The sequence below is a fragment of the Flavobacterium sp. IMCC34518 genome (assembly GCF_027111095.2).
GTDB lineage: Bacteria > Bacteroidota > Bacteroidia > Flavobacteriales > Flavobacteriaceae > Flavobacterium > Flavobacterium praedii.
Map to the genome: position 1 here is coordinate 2,546,150 of NZ_CP114284.2, position 20,810 is coordinate 2,566,959.

20 protein-coding genes are annotated in these 20,810 nt (G+C 34.4%); 6 read left to right on the top strand and 14 right to left on the bottom strand.

The annotated features are described in order from the left end of the window. Window positions 1–25 precede the first annotated feature (25 nt). The 5 genes from OZP06_RS10755 to tssD (OZP06_RS10775) all read right to left on the bottom strand — a co-directional run bounded on the left by OZP06_RS10755 (window position 26) and on the right by tssD (OZP06_RS10775) (window position 4,796). A complete protein-coding gene (locus tag OZP06_RS10755) occupies window positions 26–526 on the bottom strand; it encodes a hypothetical protein (protein ID WP_281237900.1) in 501 nt (166 codons plus the stop codon). 64 nt (window positions 527–590) lie between these two features. Next, entirely contained in the window at window positions 591–1,907 is a 1,317-nt protein-coding gene (locus tag OZP06_RS10760) for a DUF3289 family protein (RefSeq protein WP_269221850.1), read from the bottom strand. Window positions 1,908–1,910: 3 nt separating this feature from the next. Beyond that, on the bottom strand, window positions 1,911–3,716 hold the full coding sequence (locus OZP06_RS10765; protein ID WP_269221851.1) for a phage baseplate assembly protein V: 1,806 nt from the start codon (window positions 3,714–3,716) through the stop codon (window positions 1,911–1,913). 120 nt (window positions 3,717–3,836) lie between these two features. Then, window positions 3,837–4,232 carry a type VI secretion system tube protein TssD gene (gene tssD, locus OZP06_RS10770; protein ID WP_269221852.1) on the bottom strand — a complete coding sequence of 132 codons (396 nt, stop codon included), beginning with the start codon at window positions 4,230–4,232 and terminating at the stop codon, window positions 3,837–3,839. A 177-nt stretch (window positions 4,233–4,409) separates the two neighbouring features. Next, window positions 4,410–4,796, bottom strand: coding sequence for a type VI secretion system tube protein TssD (gene tssD, locus OZP06_RS10775; protein ID WP_160376505.1), 387 nt, complete (start codon window positions 4,794–4,796; stop codon window positions 4,410–4,412). Window positions 4,797–5,271: 475 nt separating this feature from the next. On the opposite strand from tssD (OZP06_RS10775), the gene OZP06_RS10780 reads away from it, so the two are divergent. Beyond that, entirely contained in the window at window positions 5,272–5,694 is a 423-nt protein-coding gene (locus tag OZP06_RS10780) for a CBS domain-containing protein (RefSeq protein WP_281237898.1), read from the top strand. 166 nt (window positions 5,695–5,860) lie between these two features. On the opposite strand, the gene rpe is transcribed toward OZP06_RS10780, so the two are convergent. The 9 genes from rpe to OZP06_RS10825 form a co-directional block, all read right to left on the bottom strand. Beyond that, the gene (rpe, locus tag OZP06_RS10785; protein WP_269221853.1) at window positions 5,861–6,523 is read right to left on the bottom strand and encodes a ribulose-phosphate 3-epimerase; all 663 of its coding nucleotides are present in this window, start codon (window positions 6,521–6,523) and stop codon (window positions 5,861–5,863) included. 383 nt (window positions 6,524–6,906) lie between these two features. Continuing rightward, window positions 6,907–7,770 (bottom strand): sigma-70 family RNA polymerase sigma factor, encoded by an 864-nt coding sequence (locus tag OZP06_RS10790; RefSeq protein ID WP_026707723.1) that lies wholly within the window; start codon window positions 7,768–7,770, stop codon window positions 6,907–6,909. Between the two features lie 209 nt (window positions 7,771–7,979). Next, the gene (locus tag OZP06_RS10795) at window positions 7,980–8,219 is read right to left on the bottom strand and encodes a hypothetical protein (RefSeq protein WP_269221854.1); all 240 of its coding nucleotides are present in this window, start codon (window positions 8,217–8,219) and stop codon (window positions 7,980–7,982) included. Between the two features lie 332 nt (window positions 8,220–8,551). Beyond that, window positions 8,552–9,298: a response regulator transcription factor gene (locus tag OZP06_RS10800; RefSeq protein ID WP_269221855.1), complete on the bottom strand. Its 747-nt coding sequence runs from the start codon at window positions 9,296–9,298 to the stop codon at window positions 8,552–8,554. Beyond that, window positions 9,291–11,030, bottom strand: a complete 1,740-nt coding sequence (locus OZP06_RS10805; RefSeq protein ID WP_281323707.1) for a tetratricopeptide repeat-containing sensor histidine kinase — start codon at window positions 11,028–11,030, stop codon at window positions 9,291–9,293. The genes OZP06_RS10800 and OZP06_RS10805 overlap by 8 nt, the downstream gene beginning before the upstream one ends. Window positions 11,031–11,062: 32 nt before the next feature. Next, on the bottom strand, window positions 11,063–11,488 hold the full coding sequence (locus OZP06_RS10810) for a hypothetical protein (protein WP_269221857.1): 426 nt from the start codon (window positions 11,486–11,488) through the stop codon (window positions 11,063–11,065). Between the two features lie 2,123 nt (window positions 11,489–13,611). Then, entirely contained in the window at window positions 13,612–15,747 is a 2,136-nt protein-coding gene (locus OZP06_RS10815; RefSeq protein WP_281323708.1) for a polyribonucleotide nucleotidyltransferase, read from the bottom strand. A 190-nt stretch (window positions 15,748–15,937) separates the two neighbouring features. Further along, window positions 15,938–16,204, bottom strand: a complete 267-nt coding sequence (gene rpsO / locus OZP06_RS10820) for a 30S ribosomal protein S15 (protein ID WP_269221859.1) — start codon at window positions 16,202–16,204, stop codon at window positions 15,938–15,940. Window positions 16,205–16,404: 200 nt separating this feature from the next. Continuing rightward, window positions 16,405–16,860, bottom strand: coding sequence for a GAF domain-containing protein (locus OZP06_RS10825; protein ID WP_269221860.1), 456 nt, complete (start codon window positions 16,858–16,860; stop codon window positions 16,405–16,407). 162 nt (window positions 16,861–17,022) lie between these two features. On the opposite strand from OZP06_RS10825, the gene xrtF reads away from it, so the two are divergent. The 5 genes from xrtF to OZP06_RS10850 all read left to right on the top strand — a co-directional run bounded on the left by xrtF (window position 17,023) and on the right by OZP06_RS10850 (window position 20,788). Next, window positions 17,023–17,559 carry an exosortase family protein XrtF gene (xrtF, locus tag OZP06_RS10830; RefSeq protein WP_281323709.1) on the top strand — a complete coding sequence of 179 codons (537 nt, stop codon included), beginning with the start codon at window positions 17,023–17,025 and terminating at the stop codon, window positions 17,557–17,559. After that, window positions 17,549–17,992, top strand: a complete 444-nt coding sequence (locus OZP06_RS10835; protein WP_281323710.1) for an exosortase F system-associated protein — start codon at window positions 17,549–17,551, stop codon at window positions 17,990–17,992. The genes xrtF and OZP06_RS10835 overlap by 11 nt, the downstream gene beginning before the upstream one ends. A gap of 59 nt (window positions 17,993–18,051) precedes the next feature. Further along, window positions 18,052–18,882, top strand: coding sequence for an ATP cone domain-containing protein (locus tag OZP06_RS10840; RefSeq protein WP_269221861.1), 831 nt, complete (start codon window positions 18,052–18,054; stop codon window positions 18,880–18,882). A gap of 71 nt (window positions 18,883–18,953) precedes the next feature. Beyond that, window positions 18,954–20,309 (top strand): MBL fold metallo-hydrolase, encoded by a 1,356-nt coding sequence (locus OZP06_RS10845; RefSeq protein ID WP_269221862.1) that lies wholly within the window; start codon window positions 18,954–18,956, stop codon window positions 20,307–20,309. Between the two features lie 68 nt (window positions 20,310–20,377). Continuing rightward, entirely contained in the window at window positions 20,378–20,788 is a 411-nt protein-coding gene (locus OZP06_RS10850) for a hypothetical protein (protein ID WP_269221863.1), read from the top strand. Window positions 20,789–20,810: the final 22 nt, after the last annotated feature.

Below are 20,810 nucleotides of genomic sequence, written 5' to 3' on the forward strand. Positions count from 1 at the left end.
AGAATCACGGGAGGAGTACTGTCACTTAGTTTAAATTTATTTTATCAATTTTCTCCAATACAACTGAATCTTTATCATAAAGGGTCGTATGTCGAGCCGCCTTTTCTTGATCGTCTTTTGCTTTGATAATTACTATTTTCGCAATCAGATTGCTTTTATATTCTTCAATACTCCCGTTTTGATTATCTCTGGCTGCTTCATAGACATAGTTACTGTAATTTACAAAACTTTCTTTTTTATAAAAAAGAATTGTAAAATTACTGAAATTATTTATCTTATAATTTTCACTTACAAATTCATTCAATTTTAGCTGAAAATCATTTTGAGTTAAATTACTAAAATTTGAAATTTGATAGTATTGAAGTAATTCTTTCGTGCTAAATAAATTAGAATCTAGTCCCTTTCCTGTTAGTAATTGCTCATTAAATTCTTTATCAATTGGCTCAATAATCATAATATTGTTATTAGTACAACTATAGAAGTTGATAATTAGTAAAATGTTTAAAAGTAAAATATTTTTTTTCATATTTATAGATTATTTAAAGACTAGAAAACCACTTTTTTGTTATAATGATTCTAGAATAACAAATTTAAAATGTGCCTTTTAATTCTTCAGCTATATCCAATTTAGTTATAAAAGGCTTAAACCCTTTATAGTGCTGCAATACAAACCAACTATAGAAGATGTCTTTGTCAAATTTTTGAATATCTGGATAATCTAAACCAAAATGGTCCCAATAAATATATTCTAATTTCATTTGAAAAGTATTTTTATTTACTTTAAAATCTGTAATGTAGATCTGATATGCCCATACATCATTAATTGTAATTCCTAATCCACTAAACCAATCACCAAATTTTGGATTGTCGACTTTATCTCTTACTAGTTTTTCATACAATAATCCTTTAGAGTCATCAATAATTTCTAACTTTTCAATATTTCCTTTATTCTCTTTTAAGTATTCCTTAATGACTTTTTTTGTTGCCGAGATAAATGTCTTGGAATTTTCATGACCTATTACTGCGGAAGTTAATTTCTTATTTGTATATTCACCTCCCGTATTTTGCTCCATCTTATCAACCATTTCTATAGCGACTGTCTCTATTTCGCCACTAGAATAGCCTTTAATATCATTTCTAAATATTTTAAATAAATCATCAGTAGATTTATCTAAAAAGCTTTTTATTTTTTCAATTTTTAAATCAGATTGTTTTTTTGCGTTATCAGTTCGAGAATTCACATTATAAAAACTATTTTGTTTCTCAACATTATATGTTTCATCAAATAATTGTTTTCGTAATTTTTCATATCCTACAGCATCAATAGAATAATCTTTATACAGCATATCTAAGGCAGTGCCATTATTCTCTCTGTTTTTTCCTTTTCTTCTTGATCCTTGAAGAATTAAAATTGGGAACTTCACTTTCTTCAAACTAAGCTCTACACTAACGCTTTCATCTGCTTTTTGGTAAAAAGCATAAACTTTTCCTTTTTCAAATTCCTGATTGATTTTAAGATTAATAATTATCTTATCTCCGTCTAATTTGTTGAGAGAAGCTACTCCATTTATAATTAAGCGATCACCTTGGTCAAATTTTATAGACCATTTTAGTAATGCAATCTCTTCTTTTTTTGGTTTTCTAGAAGTTGTTGCTTTGTAAATATAGGAAGTCCCTAAATTAATTTTTTTAATTAGTTTGCCTTTGTCATCAAATGGACCTTCAACTTTGGTAATTCTAATGTCTGTTGGTGGTTTACGTTCTTTGTTTTTGTCATAATCTACACCTTTTGCGCCATTTTGGACAACTTTTGCTTCTGATTGATTAACTATTTGACCGCCATCTTCTCTAATACTACCAGATACATTTTCTTTAAAATTAGTAGCATAAATATTTATTACACCCATACCTTAAGCATTTAATGATTTTTCACCGGATAGATTCTGAATTTTGCCTTTGCTATTTTGTACGTGTTCTTTTACCGAAATAGCTTCGATTTTGCCAGAAGCATTTCTCGTGATGTCTTTAGCATCTGCTGAATAATTATCGCTTGCTATCTTTGTTATGTTTTTTGCCATCAACATATAATCTGCAGTTGCTATTTGATTTATATTTGCTCCTGATGTATCTATTATGTCATTTCCAGCACTTGAGGATATATTCTCCCCAGCACTTACAGTTACGTTTTTTCCTGCCGTTATACTTACATTCTCCCCAGCATTTACTGTGAAATTTTTAGGAGCAGTCACGTCAATATTTCCCTGACCATCCATTTTCCAAGTATTACCAGACGGGTCTTCGATAAAAACACTTCCCTCGGCATCGTTAAAAATCATTTTGGTACCGGAGCGGGTGTGAATTACCTTTTGGTCATTGCCACTAGTGTTGTAACCTGAACTTTCGCTACCGTTGTAGTTTGTTCCCATTATATAAGGTCTTTCGGCACTTCCTCCTTCAAAACCTACTAGGACTTCCTCGTCGATTTCCGGGATGAAATAAAAACCTTTTCCAGCTCCTGCGTGGGGTTGTATAAGGCGCATCCAGTCGCTCTTCCTGTTTCCTCCAGCCCAGTAAAATTCTACTTTTACTCGACCTAAACCGTCGGGGTCGTTGTTGTCGATTACTTTGGCGGGTTGACTTTCGGCTTTGGCGTAAGCATGCACATTGGTGTAATGTGGTGCGCCAACATCCGAGGGGATGGCTTTGAAAGCACAAGTATAATTCCCGTGTACTTCCGAGTGATGCGTGGCTTCTATTACAACTAAATTATGTTCTACTGTGTTGTTTACAATCGTAAATTTTTGACCTATTCCAAGCGGAAGATAAGAAACACCGCTGTAAAAAATACTGTTGGCATCTTTTCCATTGGTTTGCAGTTTGACCATTTCGGCAAGTGCACTACAATCGGGTGCTTGTGCAGTATAGGCACCTACTTCTAAGTCGGGTTGTCTTACGGCTCCTTGTCTGTATCCAACAGCGGTTGCAAATCCGTCTCCGCTTCCGGTAGTGGTTTTGGCAGCCGCATTTTTGATGTTTGAGGCGCTGTTGTAATCATAACCACCCAGCGATTCTTTGTGAGAATGCAATAGGGTTTGTATCTTGAAATGATGCAAAGAGGCACCGTTGGTGAGTTTTACTTTGCTGGGTTTTAACTGTCCAAATTGCATGCGCATTCCATCGTGATAAAACCATTGTCCGTAACGTTGTGCTAGCCTTTTCAAGAAATCAAAGTTGGTTTCGTTGTATTGTGGCATATAAGTAAAATTGGGATCGTAGGTTGGGATAATGGCTTCACGATTGTAAAAATCACCCGGACCTTCGGCTAGAATATTTTTTACAATGGTTTCTAAATCTTGTTCTATAAAGGTCCTTGACCTTTTCATGTCGTCTAGAAAAATGCTATGGCTTATTCCCGTTACATGCAAACCTGCGGGACTTCCATGTAAATCAATAGATTCGAGTGAATTGATTACTCCTTTGGCCATCAATTGTACTCCGGTAAGGCTTTTGAAAGTAAAGATTACATCACGTCCTAAGTAATCTCGTATGGCTTTGGCTTGAGCGCTGGGTTCTATAATGGCGGTATTGGTGTATTGCCACACAAACGAAAAATGGTGGTGATCTGCCATTTTCTGTTCCAATTTCAAATCATAATAAATCACAGTTGGCGCGAAACCGCTAATGTCTAAATGTACTTGTTCTGCGTATGTAATCATGAGGTTGGGGTTTAATCGGTTATCAGTTAAAGGTTGTCGGTTGTCAGTTAAGAGTTAAGATCTTTTTAGGATATATTTTACTCTTCTACTACTTACTGCGACTGAAAACTAAAAAAGTCACTAGTCTAAAGCGATCCAGTTGTTTGAAAATTTGGCGTCTCCAAAGACAATGTCTTTTGCAATTATCTCAAGGGTTATTTTCATCGGGATATCTGTTGTGCTGGTAAACTGTTCGTGGTAATTGATGCAAAAAGCTTTTTTGAAGGTTAGCTCTTTCATTTTACTCAAAGCGTCTCTGCGATAAAAAATTATTTTACCATCTTTTGTCAATTCGCTGTTGAGCATCCAAGATAGAAATTTTGTGTTTTGTGTGGCTTCAACGGTAAGTTTTATCGCGCCACCTTTTGGCCCACCTATGGGCTTGCCAGTAGTGTCTGTTCCTTGTTTGAAATCAATATTAAATTCTAGTACATTGTACTCTTCTCCGTCAACATGAAAGGTAGATAAAAAACTCATATTTTATAATTTTGGTTTTTGACTTTTTTGAAATTTTAGGATATAGATTTTGATTTAAAAATAAGTCCTAAATAATATGAAATTGTAAAAGCTTTATTTGTAATACAAAAAAGGAAGTCCGTAAATAGACTTCCTTTAAAGGTTCAAGCTTAAAGAAGTTTGACAAAGTCTCTAGGATTATACCCAGGCATTGTCAAATTCTCCTCCACCCATTGCAATTTTACGAGCTGAAATCATAAAAGTTTCTGTTAACGGATTCTCACCAGTGTGGTCAAAGTTTTCTTTGTACTTCACCATGTAAGCTTCTGTAAACTTCAATTCTTTTAGAGTTGCGTTTGAATCGCGTTTGATGAATTTTACTGACCCATCTTTTCTTTCGAAATTGTTGGTCATCCATTCAAACAATTCTGTTCCTCCAGTAGATTCTACCTCTACCATGATTCTGCCTCCACGAGTTACTGTAGATGGACGCCCTGAAGCGTCAGTTTCTTGTGCTAAATCGTAGCTTACAGAAAGTACTTTGTAATCTTTCCCGCCTACGGTCAATGTTGTTGAAAATGACATAATAAAAATGTTTTAGTTATAAATTTATTTATTTACAAAGTAAAACTACCAAAAAATTCGTACACTATTTTGTAGGAATGTTAATTTTTTGTTAAATATGAATTTTCTTAGTAAAAATGGTATTTAGGAACGTTTTTAGGGGGCTATTTATTAAAAAATGAGCTGATTTTATAGTGCAAATAGTTCAATAGTGTTAATTATTTCTGTCAATAAATGTCTATAAATAAAGATTAGTCTTTCAAAAATATTTATTTTGAATGATTAAATAAGAAAAAAACTAAAAAAAAAGACTTGTTCTTTCGAGTACTTTTACGTAGGTTGTTTTTGTTGTAATGATGTTAAATATTGTAGGAAATATTGAGATGTGAAAGCCTGATTGTCTATTCAATTTTATTTTTAATAACAACTGATAAACATCATATTTTTGCTCAAATTTCTATTCTAAATTTACATTATAATTTAAAGAAAAGGCGTTATGAGACAGCATGTTCCCGTGTCAACTATTATGACCAAAAATATTATTAAACTGACAATTTCGGATGATTTAACTAAAGCCGAATCTCTTTTCAAGCATCATAAAATCAGACATATTCCTGTGGTTAATGGTGCAACAATAATTGGAATGTTAAGTTATACTGATTTATTACGCATATCTTTTGCTGATGCGATAGATGATGATGAGGAGGTTATAGATACTACCGTTTACAATATGTTTACAGTTGAACAAGTAATGGCAAAAAAATTAATTACAATTACTCCAGAAACAACTATTAAAGAAGCAGCGGAGATATTGGCACATAATGAGTTTCATGCTTTGCCGGTATGTGTAGATCATTTATTGGTTGGGATTGTTACGACTACTGATTTGATCAAATATTTAATTGATCAGTATAAATAAGGAATGTAAGATTAAGTGTTTACTAAAGAAAGTCCCAATGTAGCTTTGTTGCTTATTGGGACTTTTGTATTTTAATGCTAAATAGCCTTTATTATTGTTGTTATTTGGTAATAACGAAAGTTTTGAAATTCGAAAATTTGGGGAACTTTCCGATGGAACTATGATTTTAAACTGTTGTCAGTTTTTTTAAATCAGCTACAGTTTGTGTTGGGTTTTCGGCTTTGAAGACAAAACTTCCCGCAACAAGTACATCGGCACCCGCTTCGACCAATTGCAAAGCGTTTTTGTTGGTTACCCCGCCATCAATTTCTATGATAGTTGACGCTCCTTTTCTGGTAATTAGGTCTTTTAGTTTTTTTACTTTCGCGTATGTGTTTTCTATAAAAGATTGTCCTCCAAAACCTGGATTTACACTCATGATGCAAACCATATCGATGTCGTTGATTACATCTTCCAATAAATCAATACTAGTGTGTGGGTTTAATGCTACTCCTGCTTTCATACCTTCGGCTTTGATGGCTTGAAGGGTTCTGTGCAAATGGGTGCAAGCTTCGTAATGTACGGTCAAAATATCTGTTCCCAATGCTTTGAACGTTTTGATGTATTGGTCTGGATTGACTATCATCAAATGGACATCTACTGTTTTTTTGGTATGTCTTGTAATAGCTTCAAGTACTGGCATTCCAAAAGAAATATTGGGTACAAAAACACCATCCATAATGTCAATATGAAACCAATCGGCCTGGCTGTTATTGATCATTTCGATGTCACGTTGTAAATTGGCGAAATCGGCGGCCAAAACTGATGGAGCAATAATTGTATTCTTCATTGTGTAGTTTTTACGTTGAGATGCACTGCAATGCATCTTTACTAGTTTGTAGTTTTTTGCAAAATTAGTTTTTTTAACTGCAAAGGCATAATGATTTTTGATTTAAGATTAACGTTTTTTGATTTTGGACTGTTTAAAAATAGGGATTGAATGTATTCTTATTTTTCTTAATCTCTTAATGTTTCAAATTTTAAAAGATTTCTTGTAAAACGATTTAAGTTTATAATGGTTAGTTTATGTTTTAAAAAATAAAACTCCGGTAATCAGCCGGAGTTTCAATCATCAATCAAAAAACGAACAGTTAATCAGACTGTTGTTCATTTTGAATTAAAAGATTTAAACCTTAAAGTATCTAAAAATTTTAATTTGGGGGATATTTTAAATTAACCTAAATACGTTTTCAAGATTTTACTTCTAGAAGTGTGTTTCAATCTACGAATTGCTTTTTCCTTGATTTGACGTACACGCTCACGAGTCAAGTCAAAAGTTTCACCAATTTCTTCGAGTGTCATTGGGTGTTGATCGCCAAGACCAAAGTACAAACGCACCACATCGGCTTCTCTTGGTGTCAATGTTTCTAGGGAACGTTCAATTTCAGTTCGCAATGATTCGTGAATTAATTCTCTGTCTGGATTTGGAGATTCACCTGAACGCAATACATCGTAAAGGTTAGAGTCTTCACCTTCTACAAGAGGTGCATCCATTGATAAGTGACGTCCAGAGTTTTTCATAGACTCTTTTACATCATTTACGGTCATATCAAGTTCTTTTGCAATTTCTTCAGCAGAAGGTGGGCGCTCATTAGATTGCTCTAATAAGGCATACATTTTGTTGATTTTATTGATAGAACCAATTTTGTTTAAAGGCAAACGAACGATACGAGATTGTTCTGCCAAAGCTTGAAGAATCGATTGACGAATCCACCATACGGCGTAAGAGATGAATTTGAATCCACGAGTTTCATCAAAACGTTGTGCTGCTTTTATTAAACCAAGGTTTCCTTCATTGATCAAATCGGGTAGGGTAAGACCTTGATTTTGGTATTGTTTGGCTACCGAAACTACGAAACGCAAATTGGCTTTTGTCAATTTCTCCAAGGCTCTTTGATCCCCAGCTTTAATTTTTTGAGCTAATTCTACTTCTTCGTCAGCGGTAATAAGGTCAACTTTTCCAATTTCTTGTAAATATTTGTCTAATGAAGCGGTTTCACGATTGGTAACCTGCTTGGTGATTTTAAGTTGTCTCATGTTTTTGTCTCCTCAATTTTTTAAGTGTACAAGTTATTATACGTATGCTGTTTCAAAAAAGTTACAAAAGTTTAATCTTTTTTATTAAAAATAAAAAATACCTGTCTCAAAAAAATGAAACAGGTATTTCAAACTAATTTAATTGTTAATTGGAAAGCATTAGTTATACAAGAAATAGACTAAATGGCATTAGCTATTTTTTATTATGATTATTCTATTTCATCAAAATTGATGATTCTATCAAATATTTGTTTTAAAAATAAAACCATTAAGAAAATACCTGCGCCTAAGATCAAGTGATCTGATGTAAACAGTAATGGGTCGTCTAGGATGTCATATAAACTCGGTATGATGAGGCACAATGACGCTATAAGTCCAATCCAAGGATTGAGTTTGTTAAAAATGGATTTGAGTTGCATATTTTTTTGGTTGTTAAGTTCTAGTCTCATGGTGGTGTTTTTTGGATTTTAATTCTAAAGTAAATTTACAGTAGTAAATACTGTTTTAAAAAAGCAATGTCATGAAATGGGTTTTTGTTGTTATGAGTGCCAATAATTTTTGATTGTACGCAAAAAACCTTCTGCACACGAAGAGACATGTGAGATTCCCATAGCTATTGAAAGAATGAAATGGACTATCAAGAGTAGTAAAAGCTAATTTTTGAAATTGTGGCAACGGACATGCTAAGTGAGATTAGCTAACGTTCCGTTCGTTTCACTCGGGTGCTTCGTGCCTCGCAAAGACACACGCACGCAATGACATACAAGCGCAAAACTAATTCCTAAGACAAAATATTCATTTTTTTGATGAAGTCTTTGTAAGAGTCGCTTAGATTTATTTTATGGTTTCCTTTGAGGATGACAAGGTTGTCGGCTAGGATGATTTCTTCAATTTTGTCGGTGTTGACAATGTAGTTTCTGTGGGTGCGGGTGAATTTGTTTTTGTCTAGTAAGTCACTGATTTTGGTGAGCGAAATCAAGATAACAAATTTTTCTTTCTCGGTGATGATGTTGCAATAACGATCCTCGACTTCTATGTAGATTATGTCTTGGAGAGACACTTTTTTGAGTGCATTTTTCTTTTTGATGAACATGCAATCATTGCTGATTACGGTGTCTTGGTCTTCGCTCAGGAAAACATTGGTTTGCTCATAGAATTTTTCGACAGCCATTTCCAATGCGTAGAGAATTTCCAGTTCGTTGAAGGGTTTCATCAGGAAGCTGAAAGGCTTGGTGAGTTTGGCTCTCTCAAAAATTTGGCGGTCTTGTGAACTGGTCAAAAACACAAACGGCTTTGATGCATTTGGTACAATATTGATGGTCTCGGCAAAGGTGATTCCGTCTGGTTTTCCGTCAAGGAAGACATCGATTACTATGATGTCTACGGGGTTTTGGTAGAATAAGGTCAGGGCATCTGTATAATTTCTGGCAACCCCTACAATGTTGTATTTGTTGGCCAGTAAGACTTTGCTCAGCGCATCACTTTGCTCTGGGGTGTCTTCTATAATAAGTACATTGATGTTATCCATTTTGTTCTGTTTTTGGGAACGAAAGTATCATTTTGGTTCCTTTGTTGAGTTCGCTTTCTATGGCTAGTGTTCCTCCGTTTTTCTTGATCATTTGTTTGCACAATTGCATTCCAAGGCCAGTTCCTATTATTTCCGAATTGCTTTTCTTGGCCAATAGTTCATTGTCTTCGAGCAACTCGTTTATGGTGTTTTGATTCATACCCAAACCGCTGTCCTGAATCACTAGTTGGCAAAAATCGGTATGGGTTTCGACTGTGTAAAAACTAATTTTGCTGTTCTCTGGGGAGAATTTGATAGCATTGTCGAGCAGGTTGCGCAAAACAATTTTTAGCGAATCGAGATCCACGAAGATAAAACTATTTTTGGAAACGGCGTTCTCAAAAGCAATGCTTTTGTCGAGCAGTAAAGGTTTGTAGTTGTATTCTATTTGTTGCACGATGGAATACAAATGCACCGAATCTTTGCTGAAATACAACTGTTTGGTTTGCAACAAAGCCCAATGGAGCAAGTTGTCGAGCAAACTGTAGGCGCCGTTTGCAATGGCGCTGTTTTGATGCAGGAGCTGGTCGAGCTCACTGTAGTTTTTGGTTTCTAGCGAAGTGGTCAATTTGGCATTGCTGGTTTTGAGCGCGTTGACTGAGGAGCGCAAATCGTGGCTCACTATGGAGAACAATTGATCCTTGGTAGTATTGAGCTCGTCTAGTTTTTCTTTTTGAGTGAGGATGATTCTAGCATTTTTTACTTTTTGTGCATAGATATAAACGCCTCCTACTAATAGCAATAATAAACCCAATGTAGAAAAAAACATCGTATTTCGTTGGGTGTCTTTTAGTTTGTTTTCGACCTTAAGTACCGATATTTGTTTTTGTTTTTGCGCTACCGCATATTTTTTCTCATAGTCTGCGAGTGCCCAGACTTTGTTTTGATTGTATAGGGAATCATTCCATTGCTCTGATTCTTTTCTGTATACTAATGCTTGTTTGAAGTTGCCTCTGTTTTCTTCTACTGCTGCCATGTTAAAAGAAGAAAGGTATTTTTTGTCAAAATCTTTTATTTGTTTGGATAACAAATAGGCTTGCTCAAAATAATGTATAGCTTGTTTGTCTTTGTATTGTGCATAGTATAGATTTGCTAAACTATTATATGCATTATATAATTCAGTTTTATTTATATTTTCCTCTTTCGATTGTAAATTTTTAATTAAATATTTTTCTGCTTCCTTATATTTTTTCAAACAACTATAAGTATTTCCTAGTCCTTCATATATTTTGTTTATGCTATAAGTCTGTTTTTGAATTAAAGGCTTTTTTATAACTTCTTCATAATAATAAATTGCATTTTTAAATTCTCTTAATTCAAGTAGAACTCCACCTAAGTAAATTTGAGTTAATGGGTAAAATGTGAATTGATTAGAAACTTGTAAGTATTCTTTTTTGGCTTCTTTAAAAAGTTTTTTACTATAAAAACCTGTTCCTCTAAAAAAATGACAATAATCATTCAATTCTTTATGTTTATTTAAACTCAATTGTTTCATGGAATATACAATTGAGGAATCCCAATCTTTTTTAAAAAAAAAAGATTGGGATTTAATAAAATTTATTTCAGATTTATATTCAACTACTTTTTTTTGTAATTTTTTTTTTATAATATCATTTTCTGATTTATCTTGAGAATGAAGAATCAAAGGAAATGAGAATAGTATTGAAATTAAATACAATTTGAATTTTATCATTATATTATTTTATAAGTAATAATTTAAAGGTTTTAAGGAGTAACATCTACTTTTGTTCCTCTAGAGACTTCAGGATCTAAGTTTACCATAAAAGATTCAACAGTAGTTATGTCTCCCACTGTAGCAGAGGTATAATCTAGTTCTACGTACCATACATCACAAGTTTCTGGGGTCTCCATAGAAAAATCATAATCGTAATTGATAGTCAAAACGCCATCTTTTTCAACAGGTGGTTCTACAACAGGAGCGTCTGGAATTTCGGAGTTCATGTATACTGTAGCTCTAACTTTTAGGGTTAAAACACCACCTTTTGGGGTGTAGAATTTTGCAGAAACCAATGGGGCTACTGGGTAATTAACCTCGCCTGGTTCTAGGAAAGTAAACGGTAAAGTGTTAATCTTGGTGGTTTGGACGGTTGGGTAAGGGGTAAAGGATAGTTCTTTTGTAGAATCGCACATAGTTGTTTTTTTAATTGGTTAATAGATACTAATTTTCACGTTAAAGATATTTTTTTTCTTTGAATAATTTGTAATGTTTTTGTTATTATTTTGAGTTATTCGTTTAAAAAGTTGTAATAGTATTTGTTGTTGGGTTTGTTTAACCGCAAGGAACGCAAAGTTTTACGCAAGGGACACAAAGGTTTGTTTTGTAAGTTGGTTTTGACCGCGGATTTTACAGAAGGAACGGATTAATGCGGATTTTTTAAATAGTTGATTTGTTGGGTTTTACCGCAAGGAGCGCAAAGGTTTTTTTGTGTTTGTTTTCTCGCAAAGACGCAAAGGCGCAAAGTTTTGTTTTGTGTGTTTTGGCCACGGATTAGGCGGATGGAACAGATTAAAGCGGATTTTTTAATAGTGGTTTTGTGGAGTTTAACCGCAAAGTGCGCAAAGGGTTACGCAAGGGGCGCAAAGGTTTTTTTGTGTTTTTTTTCTCGCAAAGACGCAAAGGTGCAAAGTTTTGTTTTGTGTGTTTTTGAGCCACGGATTTGACGGATGGAACAGATTTTCACGGATTTTTTAATAGTGGTTTTGTGGAGTTTAGCTGCAAAGTGCGCAAAGCGTTACGCAAGGGGCGCAAAGTTTTTTTTGTGTTTGTTTTTCTCGCAAAGACGCAAAGGCGCAAAGTTTTGTTTTGTGTGTTGGTTTTGGCCACGGATTTGACGGATGGAACAGATTTTCACGGATTTTTTAATAGTGGTTTTGTGGAGTTTAGCTGCAAAGTGCGCAAAGCGTTACGCAAGGGGCGCAAAGTTTTTTTTGTGTTTGTTTTTCTCGCAAAGGCGCAAAATTTTGTTTTGTGTGTTTTTGAGCCACGGATTTGGCGGATGGAACTGATTTTCACGGATTTTTTAATAGTGGTTTTGTGGAGTTTAGCTGCAAAGTGCGCAAAGGGTTACGCAAGGGGCGCAAAGTTTTTTTTGTGTTTGTTTTTCTCGCAAAGGCGCAAAGGCGCAAAGTTTTGTTTTGTGTGTTTTTGAGCCACGGATTTGACGGATGGAACAGATTTTCACGGATTTTTTAATAGTGGTTTTGTGGAGTTTAGCTGCAAAGTGCGCAAAGGGTTACGCAAGGGGCGCAAAGGTTTTTTTGTGTTTGTTTTTCTCGCAAAGACGCAAAGGCGCAAAGTTTTGTTTTGTGTGTTAGTTTTGGCCACGGATTTGGCGTATGAAACGGATTAAAGCGGATTTTTTAATAGTGGTTTTGTGGAGTTTAGCTGCAAAGTGCGCAAAGGGTTACGCAAGGGGCGCAAAGTTTTTTTTGTGTTTGTTTTTCTCGCAAAGACGCAAAGGCGCAAAGTTTTGTTTTGTGTGTTGGTTTTGGCCACGGATTTGGCGGATGGAACGGATTAAAGCGGATTTTTTATAGTGGTTTTGTGGAGTTTAACCGCAAAGTGCGCAAAGGGTTACGCAAAGAGCGCAAAGCTTTTTTTTGTTTGTTTTCTCGCAAAGGCGCAAAGGCGCAAAATTTTGTTTTGTGTGTTTTTGAGCCACGTATTTGACGGATGGAACAGATTTTCACGGATTTCTTTAATTGCTGACTTGGGAGTTAACCGCTAAGACGCAAAGGCGCAAAGGTTTTTTTGTCTTTTGGATCTGCCATAATTGGCGTGGGTAAAAAAAAGAAAATTTTGCCATTAAGAGATCAATGTCTTTTCCTTAAGTAAACAAATGCTTTCTAATTCATGCAGTTTGTCATTCCGACGAAAGAGGGATCGATTTCGTTAGTCACGAGTGTGATTCCTGCTCCGTCGGAATGTCATATCTTCCTTAAGGAAACAATATTGATTAAGAGATTAAGAAAATTAAGTTTTCTAGGGCTGAATGAACCTTAATGACTTAATGGTTCAATGTAAAAATTAATTTTAATCCTATAAGACCGCATGAGGGATAGGAGCAAGTTACCTTGTAAAGGCGGATAGCCCGACCGCAATAGCCAATGGAGCCGAATAAGCGGTTTGTATATTGGGCTCCATTTTCTATTGGGGTCATGCCCTAATTAGGATTAAAAACCGAAGAACCCCGTTTCACATGCATGAAACGGGGTTCTTTCTATAAATAAACCTTTAGTAAACTAAGATTGGATTACTCTTTTTTCTCCTCACGTGGAGGTCTTGGCATCAAGGCTTTTCTAGATACTTTTTCTTTACGAGTTTTTGGATCTAAACCTAAATACTTAATCATGAATACATCACCCATGTTTACAACATCGGTAACGTTTTCTGTTCTTTCCCAAGCTAGTTCTGAAACGTGAAGCAATACTTCATTTCCAGGAGCAGCAGTATATTCTACAACTGCACCAAAATCAAGCATTTTGATTACCTTCACTTCATAAGCTTCGCCCATTTGAGGTTTGAAAGTAATCGATTGGATTTTGGCCAGTACTGCTTCAATTCCAGCAGGATCTGTTCCAAGAATTTCGATAACTCCTTGTTCGTCTACTTCATTGATTACGATAGTGGTACCTGTAGCTTTTTGTAATTCTTGAATTACTTTTCCACCAGGTCCAATCAACGCGCCAATAAAGTTACCAGGAATGGTTCTTGTGATGATTTTTGGAGCATACGCTTTAACCTCAGCTTTTGGAGCCGCAAGTGTAGAAGTAAGTATGTTTAAAATATGCAAACGACCGTCTCTAGCTTGTGCTAAAGCCGCTTCCATAATTTCATATTTCAATCCGTCAATTTTGATATCCATTTGACAAGCTGTAATCCCTTCTGAAGTTCCAGTTACCTTGAAATCCATATCTCCTAAGTGATCTTCGTCACCCAAAATATCGGATAAAACGGCGAAACGTTCTCCGTCAGTAATCAATCCCATTGCAATTCCAGAAACAGGACGTATCATTTGGATACCTGCATCCATTAATGATAATGTTCCAGCACATACGGTAGCCATAGAAGAAGAACCGTTTGATTCTAATACTTCAGAAACCACACGAATGGTGTAAGGACAATCAGCAGGAATCATATTTTTCAAAGCTCTTTGAGCCAAGTTTCCGTGACCTACTTCTCTTCTTGAAGTTCCTCTTAACGGACGAGCTTCACCTGTAGAGAAAGGAGGGAAGTTGTAGTGCAAATAGAATTTTTCTTCACCTTGTTCTGATGGTGAATCAATTTGGTTAGCTTCTCTAGAAGTTCCTAATGTTGCTGTTGCCAATGCTTGAGTTTCTCCACGAGTAAACAAAGCCGACCCGTGAACAGATGGTAAATAATCAATTTCACACCAAATTGGTCTAATTTCAGTAGTTTTTCTTCCATCAAGACGCGTTCCTAAGTCTAAAGTTACGTTACGAACGGCTTCTTTGTTGGTTTTGTAGAAATATTTTGAAACTAGATCTCCATTTTCAGCTAATTCTTCTTCAGAGAATAATGCTTTTACTTCTTCTTTTACGGCATCAAATGCTGCAGAGCGTTCTTGTTTTGAAGAACCTTTGCTTGCAATAGCGTAAATTTTATCATAAGCTGCTTCTTTTACTTTGGCGTAAATAGCATCATCTGTTTTTTCAGTTTCGTAGGTGCGAACTTCTTTTTTTCCAAATGCATTTGCCAATCTTTCTTGAGCTGCAATTTGTACTTTAATATGTTCGTGTGCAAATTTGATGGCTTCTAGCATTTCTGCTTCTGAAATTTCTTTCATTTCTCCTTCTACCATTGCGATAGAATCGTTTGAAGCTCCAATCATCATATCTATATCTGATAATTCCAATTGTGCACGAGAAGGGTTGATGATGAATTTTCCGTCAATTCTACCTACTCTAGCTTCAGAAATCAAAGTTTCAAAAGGAATGTCAGACAAAGCAAGTGCTGCCGAAGCGGCTAATCCTGCTAGTGCATCTGGCATAACTTCTTCATCATGAGACATTAACTGTATCATAACTTGAACTTCTGCGTGGTAATCATTTGGGAAAAGTGGGCGTAAAACACGGTCAACTAATCTCATGGTTAGCACTTCGCTGTCACTTGGACGCGCTTCTCTTTTGAAGAAACCTCCAGGAAAACGACCTGCTGCTGCAAATTTTTCGCGGTAATCTACCGTTAAAGGTAAAAAATCGATTCCAGGACTTGCTTTTCTTGATGATACAACTGTTCCTAAAATAACAGTTTTACCAATTCTTACTACAACAGATCCGTCAGCTTGTTTGGCTAAACGACCTGTCTCGATTGTGATGTTTCTGCCATCACCTAAATCGATACTTTCTACAAATAATTGTGGAATCATAATTTTTTTTTCTTTAAGTTTAACATAGGTTTTAGTTGTGTTGTTGTTGCGTAGTTAATGCCTAAAACCCAATGAAAAACAAACTTTTAGCCCCCTAGCCCCCAAAGGGGGAATTATTTGCTAGCTCCCCCTTTGGGGGTTGGGGGGCTAATAAAAAAAAGAGGCACTTTCGCACCTCTTTATATATTGATTATTTTCTAATACCCAATACTTTGATAATCTCACGATATCTGTTGATCTCAGTCTTTTTCAAGTAATCTAATAAAGATCTTCTTTTACCTACTAACAATACTAATGAACGCTCTGTGTTGTAATCATGACGATTTTTTTTCAAGTGCTCAGTTAGGTGAGTGATTCTGAAAGTGAATAAAGCGATTTGCGCTTCTGCTTTTCCAGTGTTTGTTTTTTCTCCGTGTTTAGCGAAAATTTCTTCTTTAATCTCTTTAGTTAAATACATGCTAATATTATTTAAATGATTTTTATGTATGTCATACAGCTATTGTAAGACGGGTGCAAAAGTACTATTTATTTTTTGAAAAATCTAAAATATTATTAAAATCTAAAAAAAAGAGTCAATGATGCATTGAAAATTCTTTTTGATGAAGTTATTTTACGATTTTCATTTAAAGCGAAAAAAGATTGGATTTTTGTATTCTTTTAATACAATTTTGCAATTTCCCCATTCACAAACTCCAAAAAACGTTCGTCTTCGGCTGTAAATGGATCAATTACGTGACTGTCAATATCAATTTGTCCGATGTTCTCTCCATTTACAAATAAAGGGACTACTATTTCTGATTTAACAGTAAAACTACAGGCAATATAATTGTCTTGCGCACTTACATCAGGAACCACAAAATTATTGTTGGAAACGGCTACTTGTCCACAAATTCCTTTTCCAAATGGAATAACAGTATGGTCCGTTTCGGCACCTACGTAAGGGCCAAGGTGTAAAGTTTTGGCTTCATGATTAGCAAAATAAAAACCTACCCAGTTGTAATAGGAAATGGAATCACTCAAAAGTTGACAAATGGCTAAGAGTTTTTCGTCTCTAATTAAAGTAGTATCTAAGATAATCTCACTTACTATAGGTTGTAATTCTTTAAAAGTCATGGTTTGTTATTTTTTATGCAAAAGTATTTAAAGCCAAATTTAAAATTGCATAAATTTGTTAAAAATTTATTTTGAAATCACTATACCAAATAAACAGGAAAGGACGCAGAGTGGTGATTCCTCCCGATAGTTCCGGGATTCTATCTAAAAATTAAATTACGAATGAAAAAATACCTAGTCCTTTATAAACCATTTTTGCTTTTTCTTTCCGCTTTTTTTGGAACTTATATACTCCTCACTTTATGCTATCAATTTTTTTTAAATGGTTTTGATAATAATAAAGCGGACTCAATAACTCAATTTGTTGCTAAAAATACTGAAATTCTTCTTTCTTGGTTTTACCAGTCGATACGTTTTGAAGAAGCGGTAAATGAGCCCTATTTTTCAGTTGTTTTTCAAAATCAAAGGGTTGCTCGAATAGTGGAAGGCTGCAATGGAATAAGTGTAATCATTCTTTTTGTTTCTTTTGTTGTAGCATTTTCAGGAAGTTTAAAAAATACTTTATTGTTTGTTTTTGCTGGAAGTATATTGATCTATATTTTAAATGTACTTCGTATTGCGGCTCTAATAGTTTTGTTGTATTTTTTTCCAAAGCAAAATCATCTATTGCATGGTGTTTTTTTTCCATTGATTATTTACGGATCCATTTTTGTTTTATGGATAATATGGGTCAATAAATTCTCGAAATATGCTAAATAAGATACTACAGAACAAGCGGAAAATTTTGTTATTAATTCTATTGTTGTTCTTATTGATAAGTATTCGAACTTTCGAGAATCAATTGTTTTACGATCCTTTTTTACACTATTTCGAAGGAGATTATGTAAATAAGTCTTTGCCAGATTATAATGCTTTTTGGTTGTTTTTAGGTATGTCTTTTCGTTTTTTTTTGAATGCAATAGTTTCATTGGTAATTGTTTATTGTCTTTTTAAGGACAGGGAAATGATTCAGTTTGCTTCAATTTTATATTTATTTTTCTTTGTGATATTAATTGTTGGATTCTTTTCTGTTCTTCATTTTTACGGAAACCAAAATAATCTTTTGCTATTTTATGTGCGCCGATTTTTAATCCAGCCCTTGTTTCTAATTCTTTTTATACCAGCATTTTATTATCAAAAATTAAACAAATAAGCCTCTTTTTTTTGTATCTTTAATCAGAATTTAAGGCTGATTTAGCAAGTACAACTAAGATGAAAATTATTAAACATTCAGGTGCGATTGTTGATTTTAATAGAGCAAAGTTGAAACAATCTCTTTTGAAATCAGGAGCAACGTCTGCTGTTGTTGATGATGTCTTGCATCTTATTGAAAAAGAAATATACGAGGGGATTTCGACTAAGCAAATTTACAAGATGGCTTTTGGACTTTTAAAAAAGGCTTCCAATTCACATGCTGCTCGATATAATCTAAGAGAAGCGATTCGATTGTTAGGGCCAGCAGGTTTCTTTTTTGAAAAGTTTATTGCTCGACTTTTTTCTTTAGAACATTATGAAACTAAAGTAAATATGATACTCCAGGGTAAATGTGTTTCGCATGAAATAGATGTCCTTGTCAAAAAAGACAATGTTATTGCTATGATAGAATGCAAGTTTCATGTCGGGCGAGATGCCGCTACTGATGTAAAAGTACCAATGTATATTTTGTCCCGTTTTAATGATCTAAAAATTAGAAATCATGAGGTTTTTTCTAGAAATGACAACATCTCAAAATGTTGGATTGTGACTAATAATCGGTTTACATCGGATGCAATTGATTTTGCAAAATGTTCTGAACTCAATTTATTAAGTTGGGATTATCCTTTTAAAAATAATTTAAAAACACAAATTGATAATCGGCAATTGTATCCCATTACCTGTTTGACAACATTGACACTTTCTGAAAAAGAGAAACTATTGATTTTGGATATTATTTTGGTTCGTGAAATTGTTAATAATAGAGCAGATTTAGAGAAAATAGGTTTAAGCGCAACTAGGATTAAAAACGTAATGAAAGAAGCGTCTGAGCTGTGTAGATTGATATAGTTTTTTGAAGAGACTAGGTTTTTAAAACACAAAGTTTTTACTTTTTTTGATTAATCAAAATTTATAAAAAAATGAAAATCACATGTATTGGTGGAGTTGGAACTGTTACCGGATCCAAAACTTTGATAGAAAGCAACGGTATTCGAATTTTGGTTGATTGTGGTCAATTTCAAGGTTTGAAACCACTGAGAGAATTAAATTGGGAGCCTTTACCTATTTTACCTTCTACTATAGATTTTGTTTTGTTAACTCACGGCCATTTGGATCATTGTGGTTGGTTGCCAAGGCTCGTCAATCAAGGTTTCGATGGTAAAATTTATTGTACAAGTCCTACCAAGGATGTTGCCAAATTGATTCTTTTGGATAGTGCCAAAATTCAAGAGGAAGATGCCAAATTGGCCAATGAAGGAAAATATTCAAAACATGAAATCGCGGAGCCTCTTTATACTGTTGCGCAAGCAGAAAAGGTTTTTCCGCATTTTAGGGTTATAAATCCGAACGAAAGTGTTTCATTGGACGCAGAAATCGAAGCCGTTTTTACCAATGCTGGACATATTCTTGGAGCCTGTACGGTAGAGCTTCGGCTTGAAAATAAAATTGTTGTTTTCTCAGGGGATATTGGCCGTGATAATGATGTGTTAATGTATCCACCCACAAAACCCCAAAAAGCAGATTATGTTTTCCTCGAAAGTACTTATGGAAATAGATTGCATCCTGATACAGATCCTAAATTAGAACTTGAAATGTATATTAATAATGCAGTTCATAATGGTGGAACAGTTATTATTCCAAGTTTTGCAGTGGAACGTGTGCAAAGTGTAATGTACTTGATTTGGAAGCTGAAAGAAGAAAATAGAATTCCAAATATTCCCTATATAATTGATACTCCAATGGGAATAAGTATGTTAGAACTTTTTGTTAATAATAGAAAATGGCATCGTTTACGTTCTGATGAATTTACTGCTATGTGCAAATCATTTACGTTGATTTCAGATTATCAAGAAACAATTAATACCATTTATAACAAGCAACCCAAAGTTGTAATTGCGGCTAGTGGAATGGTTACTGGAGGTAGAGTTTTGAGTTATTTGGAGCGGTATATTGGATTGCCAGAAACAACAGTAATTATTATTGGTTATCAAGGAGAGGGTACTCGCGGCAGAAAACTATTAGAAGGTGCAAAAGAGATAAAAATTCACGGAAAATATTATGAAGTAAAAGCTAAAGTGCTAGAAATTGAAGGATTATCAGCACATGGTGATCAAAAGGACTTGGTGAATTGGCTTTCAAATATGGAGGAGAAACCTAAAAAAGTTTTTTTGGTTCACGGAGAAAACGAGCCAGCAGATGAACTTAGAATAAAAATTCAAGAAAAATACGGAATTGAATGTGTTATTCCAATGATGGGTCAAGTATTTGAATTGTAGTTTTAATCTTTTTTAAAGTTTAACAAGAATTTGATTTATTCCACAAATAATAGTTTTAATTTTGTAGTATGGTATTCAAAAAACAAATAAGCCTATTTCTTGCTTTTCTACTATTGGTTTCCAATGTAGGACTTGCTTTTAATGTGCATTATTGTGGGGGTAAATTAGCCTCCGTTTCTTTGAATTCTCCTTTGTCTTCATTGAAAAGTGAAAAAGGTTGTTGTGAAAAGATAGTTTCTAAAAAAGACAGTTGCTGCAAGGACAAAAAAGTTGTTATCCAGAAAAAAACAGAAAGTAATGTTTTTAAATCATTTTCTTTTCAAATGGATTATGCGTTCCTCATTCCAGAAACGCATTCAATTGTTTTTACTGCAGTAAATAATTTCAAAAATAACACGACTCTTACCTATTATTGCGATGCCAATGCACCGCCACTTTTCAAGCTGTACAGCCAATATCTCCTTTACGATAAATTGTAATGTTTAATTAGAATAGAACCTG

Excerpts from the sequence above, each read along its gene's own strand:
- OZP06_RS10755 (WP_281237900.1), bottom strand. The coding sequence starts at position 526 with ATGAAAAAAAATATTTTACTTTTAAACATTTTACTAATTATCAACTTC.
- OZP06_RS10760 (WP_269221850.1), bottom strand. The coding sequence starts at position 1,907 with ATGGGTGTAATAAATATTTATGCTACTAATTTTAAAGAAAATGTATCT.
- OZP06_RS10765 (WP_269221851.1), bottom strand. The coding sequence starts at position 3,716 with ATGATTACATACGCAGAACAAGTACATTTAGACATTAGCGGTTTCGCG.
- tssD (WP_269221852.1), bottom strand. The coding sequence starts at position 4,232 with ATGAGTTTTTTATCTACCTTTCATGTTGACGGAGAAGAGTACAATGTA.
- tssD (WP_160376505.1), bottom strand. The coding sequence starts at position 4,796 with ATGTCATTTTCAACAACATTGACCGTAGGCGGGAAAGATTACAAAGTA.
- OZP06_RS10780 (WP_281237898.1), top strand. The coding sequence starts at position 5,272 with ATGAGACAGCATGTTCCCGTGTCAACTATTATGACCAAAAATATTATT.
- rpe (WP_269221853.1), bottom strand. The coding sequence starts at position 6,523 with ATGAAGAATACAATTATTGCTCCATCAGTTTTGGCCGCCGATTTCGCC.
- OZP06_RS10790 (WP_026707723.1), bottom strand. The coding sequence starts at position 7,770 with ATGAGACAACTTAAAATCACCAAGCAGGTTACCAATCGTGAAACCGCT.
- OZP06_RS10795 (WP_269221854.1), bottom strand. The coding sequence starts at position 8,219 with ATGAGACTAGAACTTAACAACCAAAAAAATATGCAACTCAAATCCATT.
- OZP06_RS10800 (WP_269221855.1), bottom strand. The coding sequence starts at position 9,298 with ATGGATAACATCAATGTACTTATTATAGAAGACACCCCAGAGCAAAGT.
- OZP06_RS10805 (WP_281323707.1), bottom strand. The coding sequence starts at position 11,030 with ATGATAAAATTCAAATTGTATTTAATTTCAATACTATTCTCATTTCCT.
- OZP06_RS10810 (WP_269221857.1), bottom strand. The coding sequence starts at position 11,488 with ATGTGCGATTCTACAAAAGAACTATCCTTTACCCCTTACCCAACCGTC.
- OZP06_RS10815 (WP_281323708.1), bottom strand. The coding sequence starts at position 15,747 with ATGATTCCACAATTATTTGTAGAAAGTATCGATTTAGGTGATGGCAGA.
- rpsO (WP_269221859.1), bottom strand. The coding sequence starts at position 16,204 with ATGTATTTAACTAAAGAGATTAAAGAAGAAATTTTCGCTAAACACGGA.
- OZP06_RS10825 (WP_269221860.1), bottom strand. The coding sequence starts at position 16,860 with ATGACTTTTAAAGAATTACAACCTATAGTAAGTGAGATTATCTTAGAT.
- xrtF (WP_281323709.1), top strand. The coding sequence starts at position 17,023 with ATGAAAAAATACCTAGTCCTTTATAAACCATTTTTGCTTTTTCTTTCC.
- OZP06_RS10835 (WP_281323710.1), top strand. The coding sequence starts at position 17,549 with ATGCTAAATAAGATACTACAGAACAAGCGGAAAATTTTGTTATTAATT.
- OZP06_RS10840 (WP_269221861.1), top strand. The coding sequence starts at position 18,052 with ATGAAAATTATTAAACATTCAGGTGCGATTGTTGATTTTAATAGAGCA.
- OZP06_RS10845 (WP_269221862.1), top strand. The coding sequence starts at position 18,954 with ATGAAAATCACATGTATTGGTGGAGTTGGAACTGTTACCGGATCCAAA.
- OZP06_RS10850 (WP_269221863.1), top strand. The coding sequence starts at position 20,378 with ATGGTATTCAAAAAACAAATAAGCCTATTTCTTGCTTTTCTACTATTG.